This is a genomic window from Acinetobacter sp. C26M (assembly GCF_023702675.1).
Taxonomy (GTDB): Bacteria; Pseudomonadota; Gammaproteobacteria; order Pseudomonadales; family Moraxellaceae; genus Acinetobacter.
The window spans coordinates 2,764,679-2,781,139 of sequence record NZ_CP098478.1; the positions used below are offsets into that span (position 1 = coordinate 2,764,679).

Here is a 16,461-nt window from a genome sequence, read left to right on the forward strand (position 1 = left end):
CAAACTTTCATAATATTTAACCGCTAAAAAAAGTGTACATAGCCCACGCCGACTTTATTCCCATCTTTATGATTCTGCTGTTCAAAATCCCAGTTTAAACGTAAAGTATGATTTGTATTCAGACTATATTGAAGCTGTGTACCGACTCTTAAATTCCATTGACTTAGATCTTGCCAATACGGTAATTCGATCTGTACCACGCTGTTGATATTATCAGACCATACATTCATACAACCTACAGTTGGCCCAGCTCCAATGCGCCAACCTTTATCTAAATTTTTCCCACCTTGAATATGGCTTTGCAATTGGGCATAGCACAGATGTCGACGATCATAATCAGCCACACTATAACCGACTTGCATATTCAGATTCATCACACCATGTTGCGCATCTTCACTAAATAGTCCTTTTTCAATAGCCTCCTGCTTCCAACCAAAATTAAAACCCCAAGTGATTGGCGCTTTAAATGGCTGAATCGGGTTATAGGAATTCACTGATAATAGATCTATATGTTCGAGCTTGAGCTTGTCCTCACGGTATTGCAAACTGCCATCTAAAAATAAGAGTTGCGTCCCTGTTCGATAGCCACCTTGTGGATCAATCAAATCGTGATAGGCCTGACGATGCCCAAGTTCAATAAACTTCTGCCCTTGTACTTCACCCACATTTACCGACAAGTTACGCGCATGATGTCCTTCTACAGGCTGCTTTTTCGGGCGTATCGGTTCTTGACGTTGTTTATCAACCTTGATTTGACTACGCTGCGCAAGTAACTGACGTAATTGAGGTTGGGCAAAATCCGCATCTACCTTATGGCTAATATATTGTAGATATAAATCGTCATAAGCCATTTCTAAAATCTTGGCCTGATCTTGTGGCTGATATGCTTTTAAAATGGGTTGAGCCTGATCTGTCTCGGTAACGGCAATCTGATGAGCGACTTTGGCTAAAGCTGTGCCATGTTGTTTGGCTTGTGCAAGTAACTGCGTTTCTAAAGCTGGTCGATACACAACTTCTTTCACTAAGTCTTGTTGATCGACAGCCTTCAATGTTTCAATTGGAATGGCAGCATAGTTAAACTGCTGTTTTAAATTTAAATTTGGACGTACTAAATCAATTAAGCCCAATAACCGATAAGCACAATTATCACTAACAAAATAATAAGGGAAACTCACATGCTGCATTTCCCAAATATGCTCAACTAAAAACCGTGTTTCTTCTGGTGTGAGATTGAGCTCATATTCCCATAAATCACGGCTTTCAAAATCACCATATTCTTTTACCTTACGGTAATACGGCATTAGAGAATATTCGCCAGGATACTGTCCAGTTAAGCCCTTCCATGCATAGGACCAGTTATCATCACCTTTCACTGTGGCTGCATAGTTCACTGCATAGGAAACTAGGTTAAGTTGCTTCTGATCTTTAGGGTCTAGTCGCAATAGCGTATGTCCAAACATCGAACTTGGATTACCCATAAAATCCGTTGCATAAATCAAAGTCGCTTTATACGGCTTGATTTGATTTATCCAATCCTCAAATTCCGTACAATTGACTTTTGGCAGCTGTTGATCACTGAGGTCGAGCTGTTGCATCAACCAGCGGCTACGCGCGGGAAATTTACAACGGATGGGTTGGTTATCTGGAGCTTCTACAAATAAGGCTTTAATATCGGCTTGTAATTCATTATTTAAATTGGTTTTACCATCATTCGCGTAAAAATAACCCACATAAGTGACTTCGCTATTTTGTTTTTGGTCGGCATACATCAAGCGCTGCCATGTGATGTGTTGATCTAATTGTTTTTGTTTGGCAATGTCCAAATAAGTTTGAAAATCGGATTTAACCGTAGCATAAGCAAAGTGGCACATCAAACACGCAAGTATAAAAGTAGCTAATTTCATTCAATCGCAATTTTTTAAGAATAATGATCGTAGGTATAAGAAAACCCTGTCATCAAGACAGGGTTTTAACATGTAGCAAATTAAACGTATGCTTTAAGCACTGCGTCTTTTGCCATTACACTTTGTAAAGCATCTAAAACTTGAAGCGAGTTTGCATTTTTACTTGAATAAATTTCAGCAAAATTTGCTTTAGACACAGCAAAGAAACGTGCTTTGTCATTGGCTTTAATTTGCATTAATTCAGCAAGCACATTTAAGCTTTCGCCTTGGCCAACTGCCATATCACGCGCTAAAGATTCAGCATTTTCATTGGTGAAGGTCACTACTTGAGCTGTTACAGTACCACCTTGACGGCATCCTAAAGTACCAAAAGTAATACCTAATAATTGGTTGGTAAAAATACCATTGGTTGTCGCGGCAAGAATTTTAGGTGCAACACCTTTTTTACCTGCCCAAATTTGTGTACCAGCACCACAACCGACATCATTATCGGCCATTGCAACTGTTGAACCAGCGGCTAATAGAGCAGCTAATGCAATTTTTTTTAACATAGGAACGATCTCCAGTATCAATTATTCTTCAGTATTTGTTATCACTATTGTGTTGTGTAATTCTTCCTACACAAAAGTTAAAATAGCGAGCTTAGCGCGCTTTAGCAAATAAATTTTGAAATATATCTGAAATATTCATAACAAAAAGAAATCAGATAATGCCTGTTAAACGATTTTCGAATCGCCTAATTTAACTGCCAAGTCCCATTTTTATCTCGCGTCCCCAAGATTTTTAATACCAACACTAAGCTCAGCAATAATAATAAATACCATGAACCTAATTTACCCCACCCCACCATATGCCAAGCATCGACTTGGCTTGGGTACAACCAAATTTTATAGAAGGTACTGATGTTCTCTGCAATCCAGATCAAGAAGGCAAGCAACAATAAAATCGGTAGCATAGGCACTTTAAAACGATGTTGCTGCAACTGAAAATAAAGCCGAGTTTTCCAAAAAATTACGATGCTCCAAATAAATAGCGCAAGACGAATATCAGGAATAAAAAACTTGCTCATAAAGTTAAGGTAAGACAACACCGCCAAACACAGCATATTGCCAAAGTTGGGTAAGTTTTCGAATGAAACTTTATAAAGCCTTAAAGATCGAGCAAAAAAACTACCCACTGCTGAATACATAAACCCCGCAAACAATGGCACAGTAAGTAACTTTAATATCGCTGGCTGTGGATACTGCCATGAGGCAATCGCTGGATGGGTCAAAAATATTTCCATTCCCATCGCCATGATATGGAATAAAGCAATTACTTTTGCTTCTGCCCATGACTCGAGCTTTAAATAGATCAGACAAGCTTGAATGATCAAGGCATAAAACAACAAATAGTCATAGCGGAAGAAACCATAATATTCATGACTTCCCATCGGTGCGGTGACTGCAAATGCAATCAAAAGCAACAACCCAAATAAGGCAGCCGAAGCTGCCTTAGAGATAAAGTTGAGCGGTAATACAATCAACTGCACAAAACTGATCCTAGCGTGTTTATTTTGAAAAGCTTAAAAAATATCAACCTAAATATTTAGCACTGTATTCGTGAACAGTATCTACAAAAATCTTAGGTTGTGTTGGATCGACCCATTGAGTAATACCATGACCTAAGTTTGCGATATAGCCTGTTTTTTCACCATTGGCATAAGCATCATCAATCATTGCTTTCACTGACTTTTCAATTGCAGCGGCTGAACCATAAAGCACGGCTGGATCTAAATTACCTTGTAATGCAGCTCGTCCTGCAACCACATCACGTGCAGTATAAAGCGGTGTGGTCCAATCTAGACCAAACGCATCAGCCCCTGTGGTGAGCATCGTTTCCAACCACTGACCACCACCTTTGGTGAATACAATAATCGGAATACGTTGACCATCTTTTTCACGTTGCAGGCCTGCAATAATTTTGGTCATATAGTTCAATGAAAATTCAACGTATTCTCTATGCGCTAGTGCACCACCCCAACTATCAAAAATCTGGATCGCTTGTGCACCTGCATCAATTTGCGCATTGAGATAATCAATCACAGAATCAGCCAAATGATCTAACAACGCATGTAACACTTCTGGCTGCGCGTACATCATATTTTTAATGAAGCGAAACTCTTTACTTGATCCACCTTCAACCATATAAGTAGCTAAAGTCCAAGGACTTCCAGAGAAACCAATCAAAGGAACTTGACCATTTAAAGCAGAACGAATGGTCGAAACTGCATTCATGACATAAGCCAGATCAGACTTGGCATTCAATTTAGGTAAATTTGCCACATCTTGTTCAGTACGTACTGTTTTATGAAACTTAGGTCCTTCACCTGTTTCAAAATACAAACCTAAACCTAAAGCATCAGGAACCGTTAAAATATCTGAAAATAAAATCGCAGCATCAAGCTCATAACGACGTAATGGCTGTAAAGTCACTTCACAGGCAAATTCAGTATTTTTACATAGAGACAAGAAATCCCCTGCTTGTGCGCGGGTTTCACGATATTCTGGTAAATAACGCCCTGCTTGACGCATCATCCATACAGGCGTGGTGTCTACAGGCTCACGTAATAAAGCTCGTAAGAAACGATCATTTTTCAACGTTGTCATTACCAATCTCTAAATTGTTTCATGTAGCGCGCATCATAACAAAGTTAGCTTGGAATTTATAATTTCAATCGTATTCAAATTTGCGGGCTCAAATAAATTTCTCTTTTACACAAAACTGCTACTGCAAGCTGCATTATTTTCTGTAATACTTGCAAGATCTTATATCTCAATATGAATAATTCTTAAGGTTGAATTACATGTTTGTTCGCTCATTACTCGCTATGAGTTTAAGTTGTATTCTTGCTAATGTTGCTTTTGCTGCTCCAACAACTGAGCAACCATTAAATCCAAAAAAAATTGCGGGTTCTGTACAAGATCCGATTGATCCATTAGCAATTGAACGCCCTGCTTCAAGTGTTGCTGTCAATCCAGCTTCAAGTGTTGCTGCACCAGCAGTATCAGAGCCACAAGTCAATACAGGGGCTGCATCAGTTGTATCGCAAAAATTAGAAAATACACCTGATACCACTGCTACAACGACAGCTGCTCCAGTTGCTAAAATTTCATGGACTTTAGATAGCATGAATAATGCTGAATATCCTGAAGCTTTACCAAAAGGACAACTTCCTGCCTACGCACGCGCACATGTGATGTTGAACAATGCACATGCATCACCAGGTGCGATTGACGGCTCAAATGGTAAAAATACTTTAAAAGCAATTGCATCATTCCAGCAAATGAATGGTTTAACACCAACAGGTCAGTTAACTAAAGAAACTTGGGATGCATTGGTCGCTAAGCAGACTAAGCCAGCTTATGTTGAATACACCATTACTGATGCAGACTTAAAAGGCCCATATGCGGATTCAATCCCTTCTGACTATGCTTTACAAGCAAAAATGAAGGGTTTGTATTACACCCGTGTTACTGAAATGTTGGGTGAAAAATTCCATATGGATGAAAATTTCTTAAAGAAACTTAATCCAACTGCAACATTTAAAAAAGCGGGCGAAAAAATTATTGTGGCCAATGTCCGCAATGACTTACCTGAAGATATCCATTTGATTGTTGCACATAAAGGCGCAAGACAATTGTATTTATTCAACAGTCGCAATCAAATGATTGCATCATTTCCTGCAACAATTGGCAGTACTGACACGCCTTCTCCAACAGGTACTTATAAAGTAGTTGGCGTAGCAAAAAATCCTTGGTATAGCTATTCACCATCTAACTTTGTCCAAGGCAAAAACCTTAAACCACTTTCTCTACCACCTGGTCCAAATGCACCAGTCGGTAACATCTGGATTGGTTTAAGCAAAAAATCATTTGGTATTCATGGTACGCCTAACCCATCTTTAATCTCTAAGACTGCATCACACGGCTGTATCCGTTTAACCAACTGGGATGCCAATGACTTAGGTGCTAAAGTTCGTTCAGGTGTTACTGTAAAATTCTTAGAGTAATCTAGGTATTTTCTACAAAAAACCGAATATCAGTGCTTGATATTCGGTTTTTTTATTTCAAACTACTTTCCTCTACATTTGGTAAAGGCTGGTAATAAATTTGATTACGTCCAAGTTGTTTTGCTCGATACAAAGCCTTATCTGCTGTATGAATCAACATCTCTTGGCTAATTTTTGGATTACCATTAAAAACCGTGATCCCCAAACTAATGGTGACATGATTAGACACCAGTGATTTATCATGCGGAATCATTAAGCGTTCAATGGCACGGTAAATATTGGTTGCGACTGCATAAGCACCTTGTGCAGAAGTTTCAGGTAATAACACCACGAACTCCTCCCCACCATATCGAGCAATAAAATCCATATGCCGAATCGAGCTTTTAATGGTTTTAGCAATAGCTGAGATCACCTGATCTCCCATTTGATGCCCATAAAAATCATTGTAATTTTTGAAATAATCGATGTCGATAAACAATACTGACAACGATTTTCGCTCTTTACAAGCTAACTCATAATAATAGGTACACATCTCTTCAAAGGTACGTCGATTGGATACATCTGTCAGTTCGTCATGCTGACTCAGATGTAACAACTCCGAAGCTTGGATACGCAAAATCTGCTCATCAATTTCCGAAATTTTAGACTTTATAAATATTTTTCTTTCTTTTGAAGTCAACATCACACTGATTGAAAAGCCCAACAGCAAACTTCCAATTAGCGTCCGCCCGATCATGAGAAAGTCGCTTGAGTTATCAAACCAATATAAAAGAAACAAGATCGTGATTGCAGCGAGTGAACCAATCCACAACATATGTAATGGTCGAATTCCACTCAGAATAAACCCCAACATATATAGAAATGCAATCAAAACCATGGCCTGATTTTGTAGCACCAGATTAGACACACTCATCATCAACACAGACGTTAATACGATGGTCAAGAAAACAATCGTACAAGCTGCTGGGTAAAATAAAGTATTCAGTTTTTTAAAGCGTGAAAAAGCCCAGAATAAGAACAGTGCAATCCCCACAACAATTAAGCTGAGAATACTGTAGATAAAATCGAGGGCAAAATGCTCACTCGCACGAATCACAACAAAATTAGAGGGCAAAATAAGTAGAACAAAAATAGTATAGGTAATCACACCCTGACCAAAGAACTGAATCGCATTGAGACGTGTTCGGTCTACATTAAACTTCCAGAATTCATTTTCTAATTTTTGCGGTAAGGTTTGGTGAGCACTTTTAGATTTAGAATGTTGGGCAACAAGCTGCTCTAGGTCTTCTTTCGACCTCCGCAATTGATCAAGATCATAGCCGTTGTCCATCCCAGATACTCTTTTTATGCTGCACTATTTTTGTGCCGCATAAAAAATAACATAAATTCTCATTTTGTCATGCGCTTTGCTTAACCACTTATCCGTAATTCTAGTTACCATTTTCACACTTTATGCATTATTATTTGTATTATTTTTAAGTTTGAAGTAGACCTTGAATACTCTTACACTTTTACAACCAGATGATTGGCACGCGCACCTGCGTGATGGTTTAGCTTTAAAACGTACTGTTCCTGATTTAGCCAAACAATTTGCACGCGCAATTTGTATGCCCAATCTTGTTCCACCCGTTAAAACTGTAGAAGAAGCGCTAGCCTATCGTGAGCGTATTTTGACCCATGTTCCAGAAGGGCTTCATTTTGATCCGCGTATGGTACTTTATTTTACTGACCACACTTCTCCAGAAGAAGTACGTAAAATTAAAGAATCTGAATTTGTAAATGCAATCAAACTCTATCCAGCAGGTGCAACTACAAACTCAGATAATGGTGTGAGTGATATTCGCAAGGTATATGCGGTTATCGAGCAACTTGAAGAACATCAAGTGCCACTTTTACTGCATGGGGAAGTCACCCATAATCACGTTGATATTTTTGACCGTGAAAAACGCTTCTTAGATGAAGTACTGTCACCATTACTTAAACAGTTCCCACAGTTAAAAGTCGTGTTAGAACACATTACAACAAGTGATGCGGCTAATTTTGTGCTTGAACAAGATCGTAATGTTGCAGCAACGATCACCCCTCAACATTTATTATTTAACCGTAACGATATGTTGGTTGGCGGTGTCAAACCACATTTCTACTGTCTGCCAATTTTAAAACGTCAAACGCATCAAACCACGTTATTAGAAGTTGCAACCAGTGGTAATCCCAAATTTTTCTTAGGCACAGACAGTGCACCACATTCACAGAATGCCAAAGAGAATGCTTGTGGATGTGCAGGCTGTTACAGTGCACCAAATGCGATTGAGCTTTATGCTCAGGCATTTGATCAAGTGGGTAAGTTAGAGCGCTTAGAAGGTTTTGCAAGTATATTTGGTGCTGACTTCTATGGTCTGCCACACAATACTTCAACCATTACTTTAGTGAAAGAAGACATTACCGTGGCTGAATCTTTAGATTACCTTGAAGATCAGAAAATTATTCCACTTCATGCAGGTAAAACCTTGCATTGGAGAAAAGTGTGACCCAAGAAGAAAACAAAGCCCCTGTAATTGGTCAACGTTTTCGTGGATTTTTACCTGTTGTTGTCGATGTAGAAACAGCAGGTTTCAACTCACAAACCGATGCCCTACTTGAAATTGCGTGTATTCCTATTATCTATGCTGAAGATGGGCAATTTATACCTGGTCCTTCATTCCAGGCGCATATTAACCCTTTTGAAGGCGCGAACCTTGATCGTCGTTCATTAGACTTCATTGGTATTGACCCTTTCAATCCAATGCGCGTTGCGATGGCAGAAGATGAACGTGGTGCTTTACGTCGTATTTTCAAATCATTAAATGAAGTTCGTAAAGCTCAACACTGTACCCATGCTGTCTTAGTGGGTCATAACGCGCACTTTGATTTAGGTTTCCTGCAAGCGGCAATTGCACGTACAGGCACAAAAAATCAAAACCCTTTTCACAGTTTTTCAGTATTTGATACCGTGACACTCAGTGCGGTCATGTTTGGTCAAACCGTGTTAGCACGTGCATGTATTCAGGCTGGGATTGAGTTTGATGGTAAAGAAGCGCACTCTGCGTTGTACGATACCCAAAAGACAGCCGAACTGTTTTGCTATATTTTGAACAAACTGTCTCCTCACCTTCTTGACAGTTTGGTGACAGAACCCTAATATACACCCACCTCAAGAAGTCCCTATCGTCTAGAGGCCTAGGACATCGCCCTTTCACGGCGGTAACCGGGGTTCGAATCCCCGTAGGGACGCCAAATTTGAAAAAGCCACTGCATTTTAAGACAGTGGCTTTTTTATTTGCTTTGAATAATAAAAAGGACTCCGAAGAGCCCTACAATATCTTATGCAGACTTACGTGAATTGACACGACCTTTTACCACCGCTTTGATATTCCCTTTCGCATAGTTCAAGAATACCAACAGTGGTGATAATTTTGGATTCGGCTTTTTACCCTGCCCAATGGCTTTAAACTGTGCTGCATACCAAATAATTTCCATAATTGCCATTTTATCGACAAATGGAATTCCTGTTTTAATTTGATTCACTGCATAACGAACATCATGCCCTGCGATTAAACGATCTGTTAAATCAACTTCAACTGCCAATGGACGTGCAATTCCAATAAAATCACATGCACCACTTTGCAATGCAGCATTCATTCCTTCTACAGTACGGAAACCGCCTGTTACCATCAATTTACAAGCAACATGTTGGCGAATTTTTTCTGCGAATTCCAAGAAGTAAGCTTCACGTGCAATGGTACTGGCTTTACGTGACTCTGCTTTTGCACCAGCCATTGCAGGGGCTTCATAGGTTCCCCCAGAAATTTCGATAATATCGATTCCAGCAGCATCAATCGCTTTGAACACGGTAATGACATCTTCTTCTGTGATCCCGCCACGCTGAAAATCTGCCGAGTTCAGTTTCACCGAAATAATGAAGTTTTCAGAAGTTGCATCGCGTACCGCCTGATAAGCATCGATCAAGAAACGCATACGATTCTCTATCGAACCACCCCATTGATCCGTGCGCTTATTGGTCAATGGCGATAGAAACTGGCTAATCAGATAACCGTGTGCGCCATGCAGTTGTACGCCTTCAAAACCCGCCTTTTCACATACCGCCGCAGCTGTCGCAAAACGCTGGATAATATCTAAAATTTCTTCGTGTTTAAGCTCGCGTGGCGTACCAAACATTGCTGCAAGCATTGGGCTAAAAGGCACGGCTGAAGGTGCAACCGTTTCCTTATTTAGGCCTTTTGGACATTGGCGACCAGGATGTGACAACTGAATCAATTGCACCATGCCATGTTTCTTACCCACAGCAGCCCATTGCTTTAATTTTTCCAGATCACGCTCGGTTTCAATTGCGACCACACCTGGTTCATTTTTAGCGCCTACATTTACCATTACGTTTCCTGTAATGGCACAACCCAGACCACCTTTTGCCCACGCTTCATATAAACCGATCAATAGATCATTGGGTTGTCCTGCATCATTCGCGAGTGCTTCGCTCATTGCCCCTTTGATAATACGGTTTTTAAATGTAGTGTTACGAATCTGGATACTGTCTGCAATCTGACTCATGGTCATCCTCTGCTCAATTAGAGTATTTACTCTAATTTAATCTGATTATTGTTACTGTCAAGCATTCTTCCGATGAACTGACAATAGCATATGTCAATTTAATTACAATGCTAATATTCGCTAGCTGAAATAAGCTGACGAGTATACTCAGTCTGAGGCTGGCTAAATAAAAGTGCTGTGGCTTGATATTCCAAGGCTTTGCCTTGATGCATCACCAAAACTTTTTGGCACAGTGCTTTAATGACTTGTAAGTCATGACTGATAAAGATATAGCTGATGTGTTCTTGCTGCTGCAAACGACGTAACAATTGAATGATAGCCAATTGTGTTGTTCGATCCAAGGCGGAAGTCGGTTCATCCAAGATTAATAGCTTGGGTTTGAGTACCAATGCTCTTGCAAGTGCCACACGTTGCCGTTGCCCACCAGAAAGCTGATGCGGATACTTCTCTTTATCCGCTAAAGATAATTCGACTTTTGCCAAAACTGCGTCAACTTCAGCATCGCACTGCTGCTTTGAAATGGGTTGAAGACAAAGCCCTTCTGCAATGATCTGTTCAACGGACATTCGAGGATTCAGGCTACCAAAAGGATCCTGAAACACAATCTGAAAATCACGTCGAAGTGGTCGAAGCTGTTTTTGAGTCAACAAGTTTAAATCTTGTGCCTGAAAATGAATTTGACCTTCACTGCTGATCAGTCTAGCGATCGCTAAGGCCAACGATGATTTACCTGAACCACTTTCTCCAACGATACCTAAAGCCTCTCCCTGAGACAGGTTAAACTGGATGGATTCTGCTGCAGTCTTATAGCTTTTAATTTGATTGAATAAACCATGCTTAAGCGGATATTTTACGTTGACGTCATTTAATTCAAGCAAGGTTTGCGTCGGCTGTATCGCCAAAGCTTGTCCAAAATCATGATGAAGCAGATTTTTTGTATATGAGGTTTGGGGATGAAAATATATTTCCGCAGTAGCCCCCTGTTCTTCAACACGCCCTTGATTCAGTACCACGACATGATCTGCATAATGCTTGACCAAATTTAGATCGTGACTAATTAAAATAATCGCCATCTTTCGTTGCAGTTGTAACTCTTTTAATAGCGTTAAAATTTGTGCTTGCAACACGACATCTAAAGCTGTGGTTGGTTCATCAGCAATCAAAATTTCTGCTTCTAAAGCCAAAGCCATTGCTAACATGACCCGTTGCCTTTGCCCACCAGACAACTCATGTGGATAGCATTGCAGAATACGAGCTGGATCATCTATGTGAACATCCTGCAATAGCCCCACACACCTTTTTCGAATCTCAGTCTTTGCAATACCAAGTCGTATTAGACTTTCGCTCAACATCTGCTCTACTTTGTGCAAAGGATTTAAAGCCGTCATCGGTTCTTGAAAAATCATGGCTATGCGTTTGCCACGTATCTGCTGTAACTGGATCTGGCTCAAAGCCAGCAAGTTTTCTCCATTTAGTTCCACTTTGCCTTGTACTGTAAAATGTTCAGGCAACACACCCAGTAAAGCCAATGCACTAATAGTTTTACCAGAGCCACTCTCACCAATAATCGCAACTGTCTGCTCTGGATATAAATCAAAGCTTAAACTCTCGACTAAACCATGTCCTGATTCATTGCGAATACTCAGTTGCTGAACCCTTAATAACGGTGATTGATCAAGTTGTTTATCGTCTTGGGTCAAATGCATCACGTGCAGCCTCCCCGATATAAATCAATAAAGAAAGCACAATTGCCAAAGTGAAAAAGCCAGACAGCACTAACCACGGTGCATCTAGGTTATTTTTGCCTTGTAATAATAATTCACCCAATGATGCAGCATCTGGCGGTAAGCCATAACCTAAGAAATCCAGTGCAGTTAAGGCAATAATATTGGCGGTCAACATAAAAGGAATCTGTGACAAACTTGAACTGAGTGCATTCGGTAAAATGTGCTTAAAGATAATTTTATGATCCGTTACTCCCAATGCTTGCGCTGCACAGACATAATCAAAATTACGCGCACGCAAGAACTCTGCACGTACTAGCCCAACTAGCTCAGTCCAACCAAATAGCAACATGATCAAAAATAGCCAATAAATGCTGGGGCTAAACATACTCACCAAGATCATGACAATGAACAACATCGGCAAGCCACCCCAGACCTCAAGAATCCGCTGCCCGATTAAATCAATCCAACCGCCATAATAGCCCTGAATTGCCCCAACCATGATGCCAATGACTGCAGAACATAGAGTTAGGGCAAACCCAAATAAAAGAGAAATACGCAGACCATACAGGATTCGAGCAAACACATCTCGACCTTGATCATCAGTTCCAAGCCAATTTTGCGAACTTGGTGCTGAAGGCACAGGCACTGCCAATGATAGATTTGGCGTCTGGTAAGCAAAAGCGACTGGTGGAGATATCATCCAGCCCTGTTTTTGAATCAGCTGCTTTACCGCAGGATCTTGATAATCGGTTGCTGTCTCAAAGCTACCACCAAAAGTGGTTTCTGGATAATCGTTCAGGATTGGAAAATACAAGGACTGCTGATAACGAACCAACAATGGCTTGTCATTGGCAATCAATTCGGCAAATAACGATAACACCAAAATGATTAAAAATAGAACAAAACAACGAAATCCTAATTTGTTCTGTTTAAAGCGAACAAAACGTGCGCGCATCAAAGGGGACATTATTTTCCACCTCTTGACTCAAAATCAATGCGTGGGTCAATCACTTGATAGAGTACATCGCCGATTAAACGCAATATCATCCCAAATAAGGTAAATAAAAATAAAGTCCCGAAAATCACAGGATAATCACGCTGGGTAATTGCCTCAAAACCCAATAGACCAATCCCATCTAAATTAAAAATGATTTCAATAAATAAATTACCGACAAAGAAAATACCGACCAAAGCTTCAGGTAAAGCGGCCACAACCACTAAAATTGCATTGCGAAAGACGTGCCCATAAAGGATCTGATTGTCATTCAGTCCTTTTGATCTTGCAGTCAGTACATAAGGCTTTTGCAACTCTTCAACAAATGAATACTTCGTTAAATAAGTCAGTGCTGCAAAACTGCCCAATACCATACTGAGGATCGGCAAACACATATGCCATAGATAATCTTGTACTTTTGCCCATAGGCTCAATTGAGCAAAATTCTCAGAAACCAAACCTTGTAAGGGAAACCACTGCAAATAACTACCCCCTGCAAAAAAAACAATCAACACAATGGCAAACACAAAAGATGGAATAGCATAACTCACGGCTAATAGCAGAGAGGTAGATTGATCAAACAGTAAGCCATTATTTTTGGCCTTTTTAATACCCAGCGGGATTGCGATCAGATAGATCAGGAAGGTGCTCCACAGACCCAAAGACAGCGTAACAGGAAGCTTTTCGTATAACAGTTGGGTTACAGGTTTATCTTTAAAAAAACTGCTACCAAAATCCAGATGCATATAACCTTTGAGCATGAGCCAGAAACGTTCAGCGGCAGGACGATCAAAACCATACTGGGCTTTGATTTTTTCAATCATTTCTGGACTTAAGCCACGAGCACCTTCATATTGCGCCAAAGTGGTCAAACCTGAGGGCGCACTGTTGCCTACCCCTAAGCCTTGCGCATTTTGGATTTGCTGAATCGCTTGTTCGACAGGTCCGCCTGGGGCAATTTGCACAATACAAAAATTAATCAATAAAATGAGAAATAATGTCGGGATCATCAATAACATTCTTTTTAGAATATAGTGAACCATTGAAATCGAACCCTTATTAATTTATTTACTAAGTTTTTATGAAATCTAACATGAGATAAAATACGCGGAAACGTCATCCACAACCTGCGTGTTTTAACAAGATAATGTTTTTGCGAAATAATAAAAGAGGTCCAATAAGTAAACAGGTTTTGTGGATGACAATGCCTTGGGTTACTTTGGGCGAAACCAAAGTAACTCCAGCTGAAAGCTTATCCTGAAATTAAGATGAGAACTCGCTAAGACTCCGTTATATTAATCTAACGACTTCATCAAAGGCTAGTCACAACCATTCTAATTAATGCTTTTGTATAGACTGCTCTTGTTTCTTAGCCTTATCTGCATCCACCCACCAATACTCCCATCCTACCGAAAGTTTTGGCTTAACCGAAGGCTGCTGATAAATATCCCAATAGGCAAACCAACGCTCAGGCTTCCCATAAGTCAAAATTTGGTAATATCCTCCACGCAATAAACGATCGAGCACACGCGTGTACAACACCACCTCTTCGCGTGTTTTTGCTGCCACAATTTTCGCGATCATCTGATCAATCGCAGGATTCTTGATCCCTGAATAATTATAATTGCCCGTCTCATCTGCTGCTGCACTTCCCCAGAATTGGGCTTGTTCTTTGCCTGGGGTTAAAGTTTGGGGCAATTTCAACACCATCATATCAAAATCTTGATGACGAATCCGTTCCATATATTGCGGCACATCCACTTGCCGTAACTGAACCTGAATGCCTAAGCGCTTCAGATTCCGCACAAAAGGCATTAACTCACGCTGTGGGTTTTCCTGTTGCATCAATATTTCAATTCGAATGGCTTTACCCGTCCGATCATATAATTGACCATTACGAATTAGATATCCAGCATCTTTTAAAATGTGTTGTGCGGTCAATAAATTCTGCCGATTGAACCCACTGCCATCAGAAACAGGATAGTGCCAATCAGCCAAAATGCCTTGTCGCATCACTGGATTGAATTGGGCCAAATATGGCTTTAATACATTTAATTCAGCAGCACTCGGACGACCAGTTGCAGCCAAATCAGTATTATCAAAGTAACTTTGTAAACGACGATTTTGATTAAAGAACAGTGCCTTATTTTGCCATTCAAAATCATAAGCATAGGTTAATGCCTGACGCAGATAAATATCATTGAGGGGCGCACGGCGGATATTAAACACCAAGCTTTGAATATCTAGAGGAGTACCTAACTGCGCTTTGTACTTTTTGACTAAACCTAATTTAGCTGCTGGAAAATTATAGGCTGTGACCCAATTACGGATATTTTTTTCTTCGTATAAATTGAATTGTCGAGATTTAAATCCTTCAAAACTCACATCTAAATTTCGATAATACACATATTTCAGTCGATCAAAATTATAGCGACCTTTGTTTACTGGCAAATCTTTGCCCCAATAGTTTGGACTGCGCTTATAGCTAATACTACGCCCTGCATCTATACGGTCCACCACATAAGGACCTGAACCGACAATCGGTTGAAGGGTGACACGACCAAAGTCCTTGTTTTTCCAATCCAATTTTGAGTAGATCGGCAGGCTCGCCACAATTAGTGGCATTTCCACATTGTTATTAGACTTAAAAATAAATTTGATTTGGTATTTAGATAACACCTCTGTTTTAGCCAAATCAGATAAATACATTTGAAAGCCTAAATTGGCTTTGGTCTGATAGGTATCGAAGGTAAATTTCACATCTTCGGCAGTTACAGGCTGACCATTATTAAATCGTGCTTGTGGATTCAAGTGGAAGGTAACCGATTGCAAATGATCAGGATCATAACTGACCTTTTCTGCAAGCAGCGGATACATCACACGCGGCTCGTCCAGCGAACGATCCATTAAACTATCAAACAGATAATTCACACCTTCTGTTGAACTACCCTTGCCATTCATGCTGTTTAAATTATCAAATGTCCCCAAACTCGATTGGCTCAGCACACCACCCTTCGGTGCATTCGCATTGGCATAAGGCATCACCTTAAGCTGAGTATATTTAGGTTGCACATGCATCGCCAAATACGGCGTGGTTTGTATTGCTGCAAATGCAACAGGAACAAAAAGGCTTAGTCCCATATAGAGACTAAGCCTTTTTATGAACAACGTTTGAATCAT

The 16,461-nt window shown here is 40.2% G+C and carries 13 protein-coding genes and 1 tRNA gene; 4 read left to right on the forward strand and 10 right to left on the reverse strand.

The annotated features are described in order from the left end of the window. Nucleotides 1-23: 23 nt before the first annotated feature. The 4 genes from NDN11_RS12735 to hemE all read right to left on the reverse strand — a co-directional run bounded on the left by NDN11_RS12735 (nt 24) and on the right by hemE (nt 4,552). A complete protein-coding gene (locus NDN11_RS12735) occupies nt 24-1,904 on the reverse strand; it encodes an Lnb N-terminal periplasmic domain-containing protein (protein WP_251109848.1) in 1,881 nt (626 codons plus the stop codon). Nucleotides 1,905-1,984: 80 nt separating this feature from the next. After that, a complete protein-coding gene (locus tag NDN11_RS12740) occupies nt 1,985-2,455 on the reverse strand; it encodes a DUF3015 family protein (RefSeq protein WP_016163047.1) in 471 nt (156 codons plus the stop codon). 185 nt (nt 2,456-2,640) lie between these two features. Beyond that, nucleotides 2,641-3,435, reverse strand: coding sequence for a DUF817 family protein (locus NDN11_RS12745; RefSeq protein ID WP_251109849.1), 795 nt, complete (start codon nt 3,433-3,435; stop codon nt 2,641-2,643). A 43-nt stretch (nt 3,436-3,478) separates the two neighbouring features. Continuing rightward, the gene (gene hemE, locus NDN11_RS12750; protein WP_251109850.1) at nt 3,479-4,552 is read right to left on the reverse strand and encodes a uroporphyrinogen decarboxylase; all 1,074 of its coding nucleotides are present in this window, start codon (nt 4,550-4,552) and stop codon (nt 3,479-3,481) included. 197 nt (nt 4,553-4,749) lie between these two features. On the opposite strand from hemE, the gene NDN11_RS12755 reads away from it, so the two are divergent. After that, a complete protein-coding gene (locus tag NDN11_RS12755; protein WP_167248929.1) occupies nt 4,750-5,955 on the forward strand; it encodes a L,D-transpeptidase family protein in 1,206 nt (401 codons plus the stop codon). 52 nt (nt 5,956-6,007) lie between these two features. Here the strand turns inward: NDN11_RS12755 and NDN11_RS12760 are convergent, their stop codons facing one another. After that, nucleotides 6,008-7,285 (reverse strand): GGDEF domain-containing protein, encoded by a 1,278-nt coding sequence (locus tag NDN11_RS12760; RefSeq protein WP_251109851.1) that lies wholly within the window; start codon nt 7,283-7,285, stop codon nt 6,008-6,010. A gap of 163 nt (nt 7,286-7,448) precedes the next feature. Between NDN11_RS12760 and pyrC the strand changes: the two genes are divergently transcribed. From pyrC to NDN11_RS12775, 3 genes are all read left to right on the forward strand, one after another. Then, nucleotides 7,449-8,483: a dihydroorotase gene (gene pyrC, locus NDN11_RS12765; protein WP_167248925.1), complete on the forward strand. Its 1,035-nt coding sequence runs from the start codon at nt 7,449-7,451 to the stop codon at nt 8,481-8,483. Further along, nucleotides 8,468-9,133, forward strand: coding sequence for a ribonuclease T (gene rnt / locus NDN11_RS12770; protein ID WP_251109852.1), 666 nt, complete (start codon nt 8,468-8,470; stop codon nt 9,131-9,133). The genes pyrC and rnt overlap by 16 nt, the downstream gene beginning before the upstream one ends. A 19-nt stretch (nt 9,134-9,152) precedes the next feature. Beyond that, a tRNA-Glu gene (locus NDN11_RS12775) sits at nt 9,153-9,228 on the forward strand. A gap of 87 nt (nt 9,229-9,315) precedes the next feature. Here the strand turns inward: NDN11_RS12775 and NDN11_RS12780 are convergent. The 5 genes from NDN11_RS12780 to NDN11_RS12800 form a co-directional block, all read right to left on the reverse strand. Then, on the reverse strand, nt 9,316-10,560 hold the full coding sequence (locus NDN11_RS12780; protein WP_241304443.1) for an NADH:flavin oxidoreductase/NADH oxidase family protein: 1,245 nt from the start codon (nt 10,558-10,560) through the stop codon (nt 9,316-9,318). Nucleotides 10,561-10,670: 110 nt separating this feature from the next. Then, complete coding sequence (locus NDN11_RS12785) at nt 10,671-12,266, reverse strand: ABC transporter ATP-binding protein (RefSeq protein ID WP_251111545.1); 1,596 nt, start codon at nt 12,264-12,266, stop codon at nt 10,671-10,673. Continuing rightward, entirely contained in the window at nt 12,244-13,254 is a 1,011-nt protein-coding gene (locus NDN11_RS12790; RefSeq protein ID WP_251109853.1) for an ABC transporter permease, read from the reverse strand. Before NDN11_RS12790 ends, NDN11_RS12785 begins: the two co-directional genes overlap by 23 nt. Beyond that, the gene (gene yejB / locus NDN11_RS12795; protein ID WP_167248919.1) at nt 13,254-14,324 is read right to left on the reverse strand and encodes a microcin C ABC transporter permease YejB; all 1,071 of its coding nucleotides are present in this window, start codon (nt 14,322-14,324) and stop codon (nt 13,254-13,256) included. The genes NDN11_RS12790 and yejB overlap by 1 nt, the downstream gene beginning before the upstream one ends. A 295-nt stretch (nt 14,325-14,619) precedes the next feature. After that, nucleotides 14,620-16,461 carry an extracellular solute-binding protein gene (locus NDN11_RS12800; RefSeq protein ID WP_251109854.1) on the reverse strand — a complete coding sequence of 614 codons (1,842 nt, stop codon included), beginning with the start codon at nt 16,459-16,461 and terminating at the stop codon, nt 14,620-14,622.

What these genes read in the sequence shown, in the direction of transcription:
- NDN11_RS12790 (WP_251109853.1), bottom strand. Translation starts at nt 13,254, where the DNA reads ATGTCCCCTTTGATGCGCGCACGTTTTGTTCGCTTTAAACAGAACAAA.
- NDN11_RS12740 (WP_016163047.1), bottom strand. Translation starts at nt 2,455, where the DNA reads ATGTTAAAAAAAATTGCATTAGCTGCTCTATTAGCCGCTGGTTCAACA.
- NDN11_RS12755 (WP_167248929.1), top strand. Translation starts at nt 4,750, where the DNA reads ATGTTTGTTCGCTCATTACTCGCTATGAGTTTAAGTTGTATTCTTGCT.
- NDN11_RS12760 (WP_251109851.1), bottom strand. Translation starts at nt 7,285, where the DNA reads ATGGACAACGGCTATGATCTTGATCAATTGCGGAGGTCGAAAGAAGAC.
- NDN11_RS12785 (WP_251111545.1), bottom strand. Translation starts at nt 12,266, where the DNA reads ATGCATTTGACCCAAGACGATAAACAACTTGATCAATCACCGTTATTA.
- hemE (WP_251109850.1), bottom strand. Translation starts at nt 4,552, where the DNA reads ATGACAACGTTGAAAAATGATCGTTTCTTACGAGCTTTATTACGTGAG.
- yejB (WP_167248919.1), bottom strand. Translation starts at nt 14,324, where the DNA reads ATGGTTCACTATATTCTAAAAAGAATGTTATTGATGATCCCGACATTA.
- NDN11_RS12735 (WP_251109848.1), bottom strand. Translation starts at nt 1,904, where the DNA reads ATGAAATTAGCTACTTTTATACTTGCGTGTTTGATGTGCCACTTTGCT.
- NDN11_RS12780 (WP_241304443.1), bottom strand. Translation starts at nt 10,560, where the DNA reads ATGAGTCAGATTGCAGACAGTATCCAGATTCGTAACACTACATTTAAA.
- NDN11_RS12800 (WP_251109854.1), bottom strand. Translation starts at nt 16,461, where the DNA reads ATGATTCAAACGTTGTTCATAAAAAGGCTTAGTCTCTATATGGGACTA.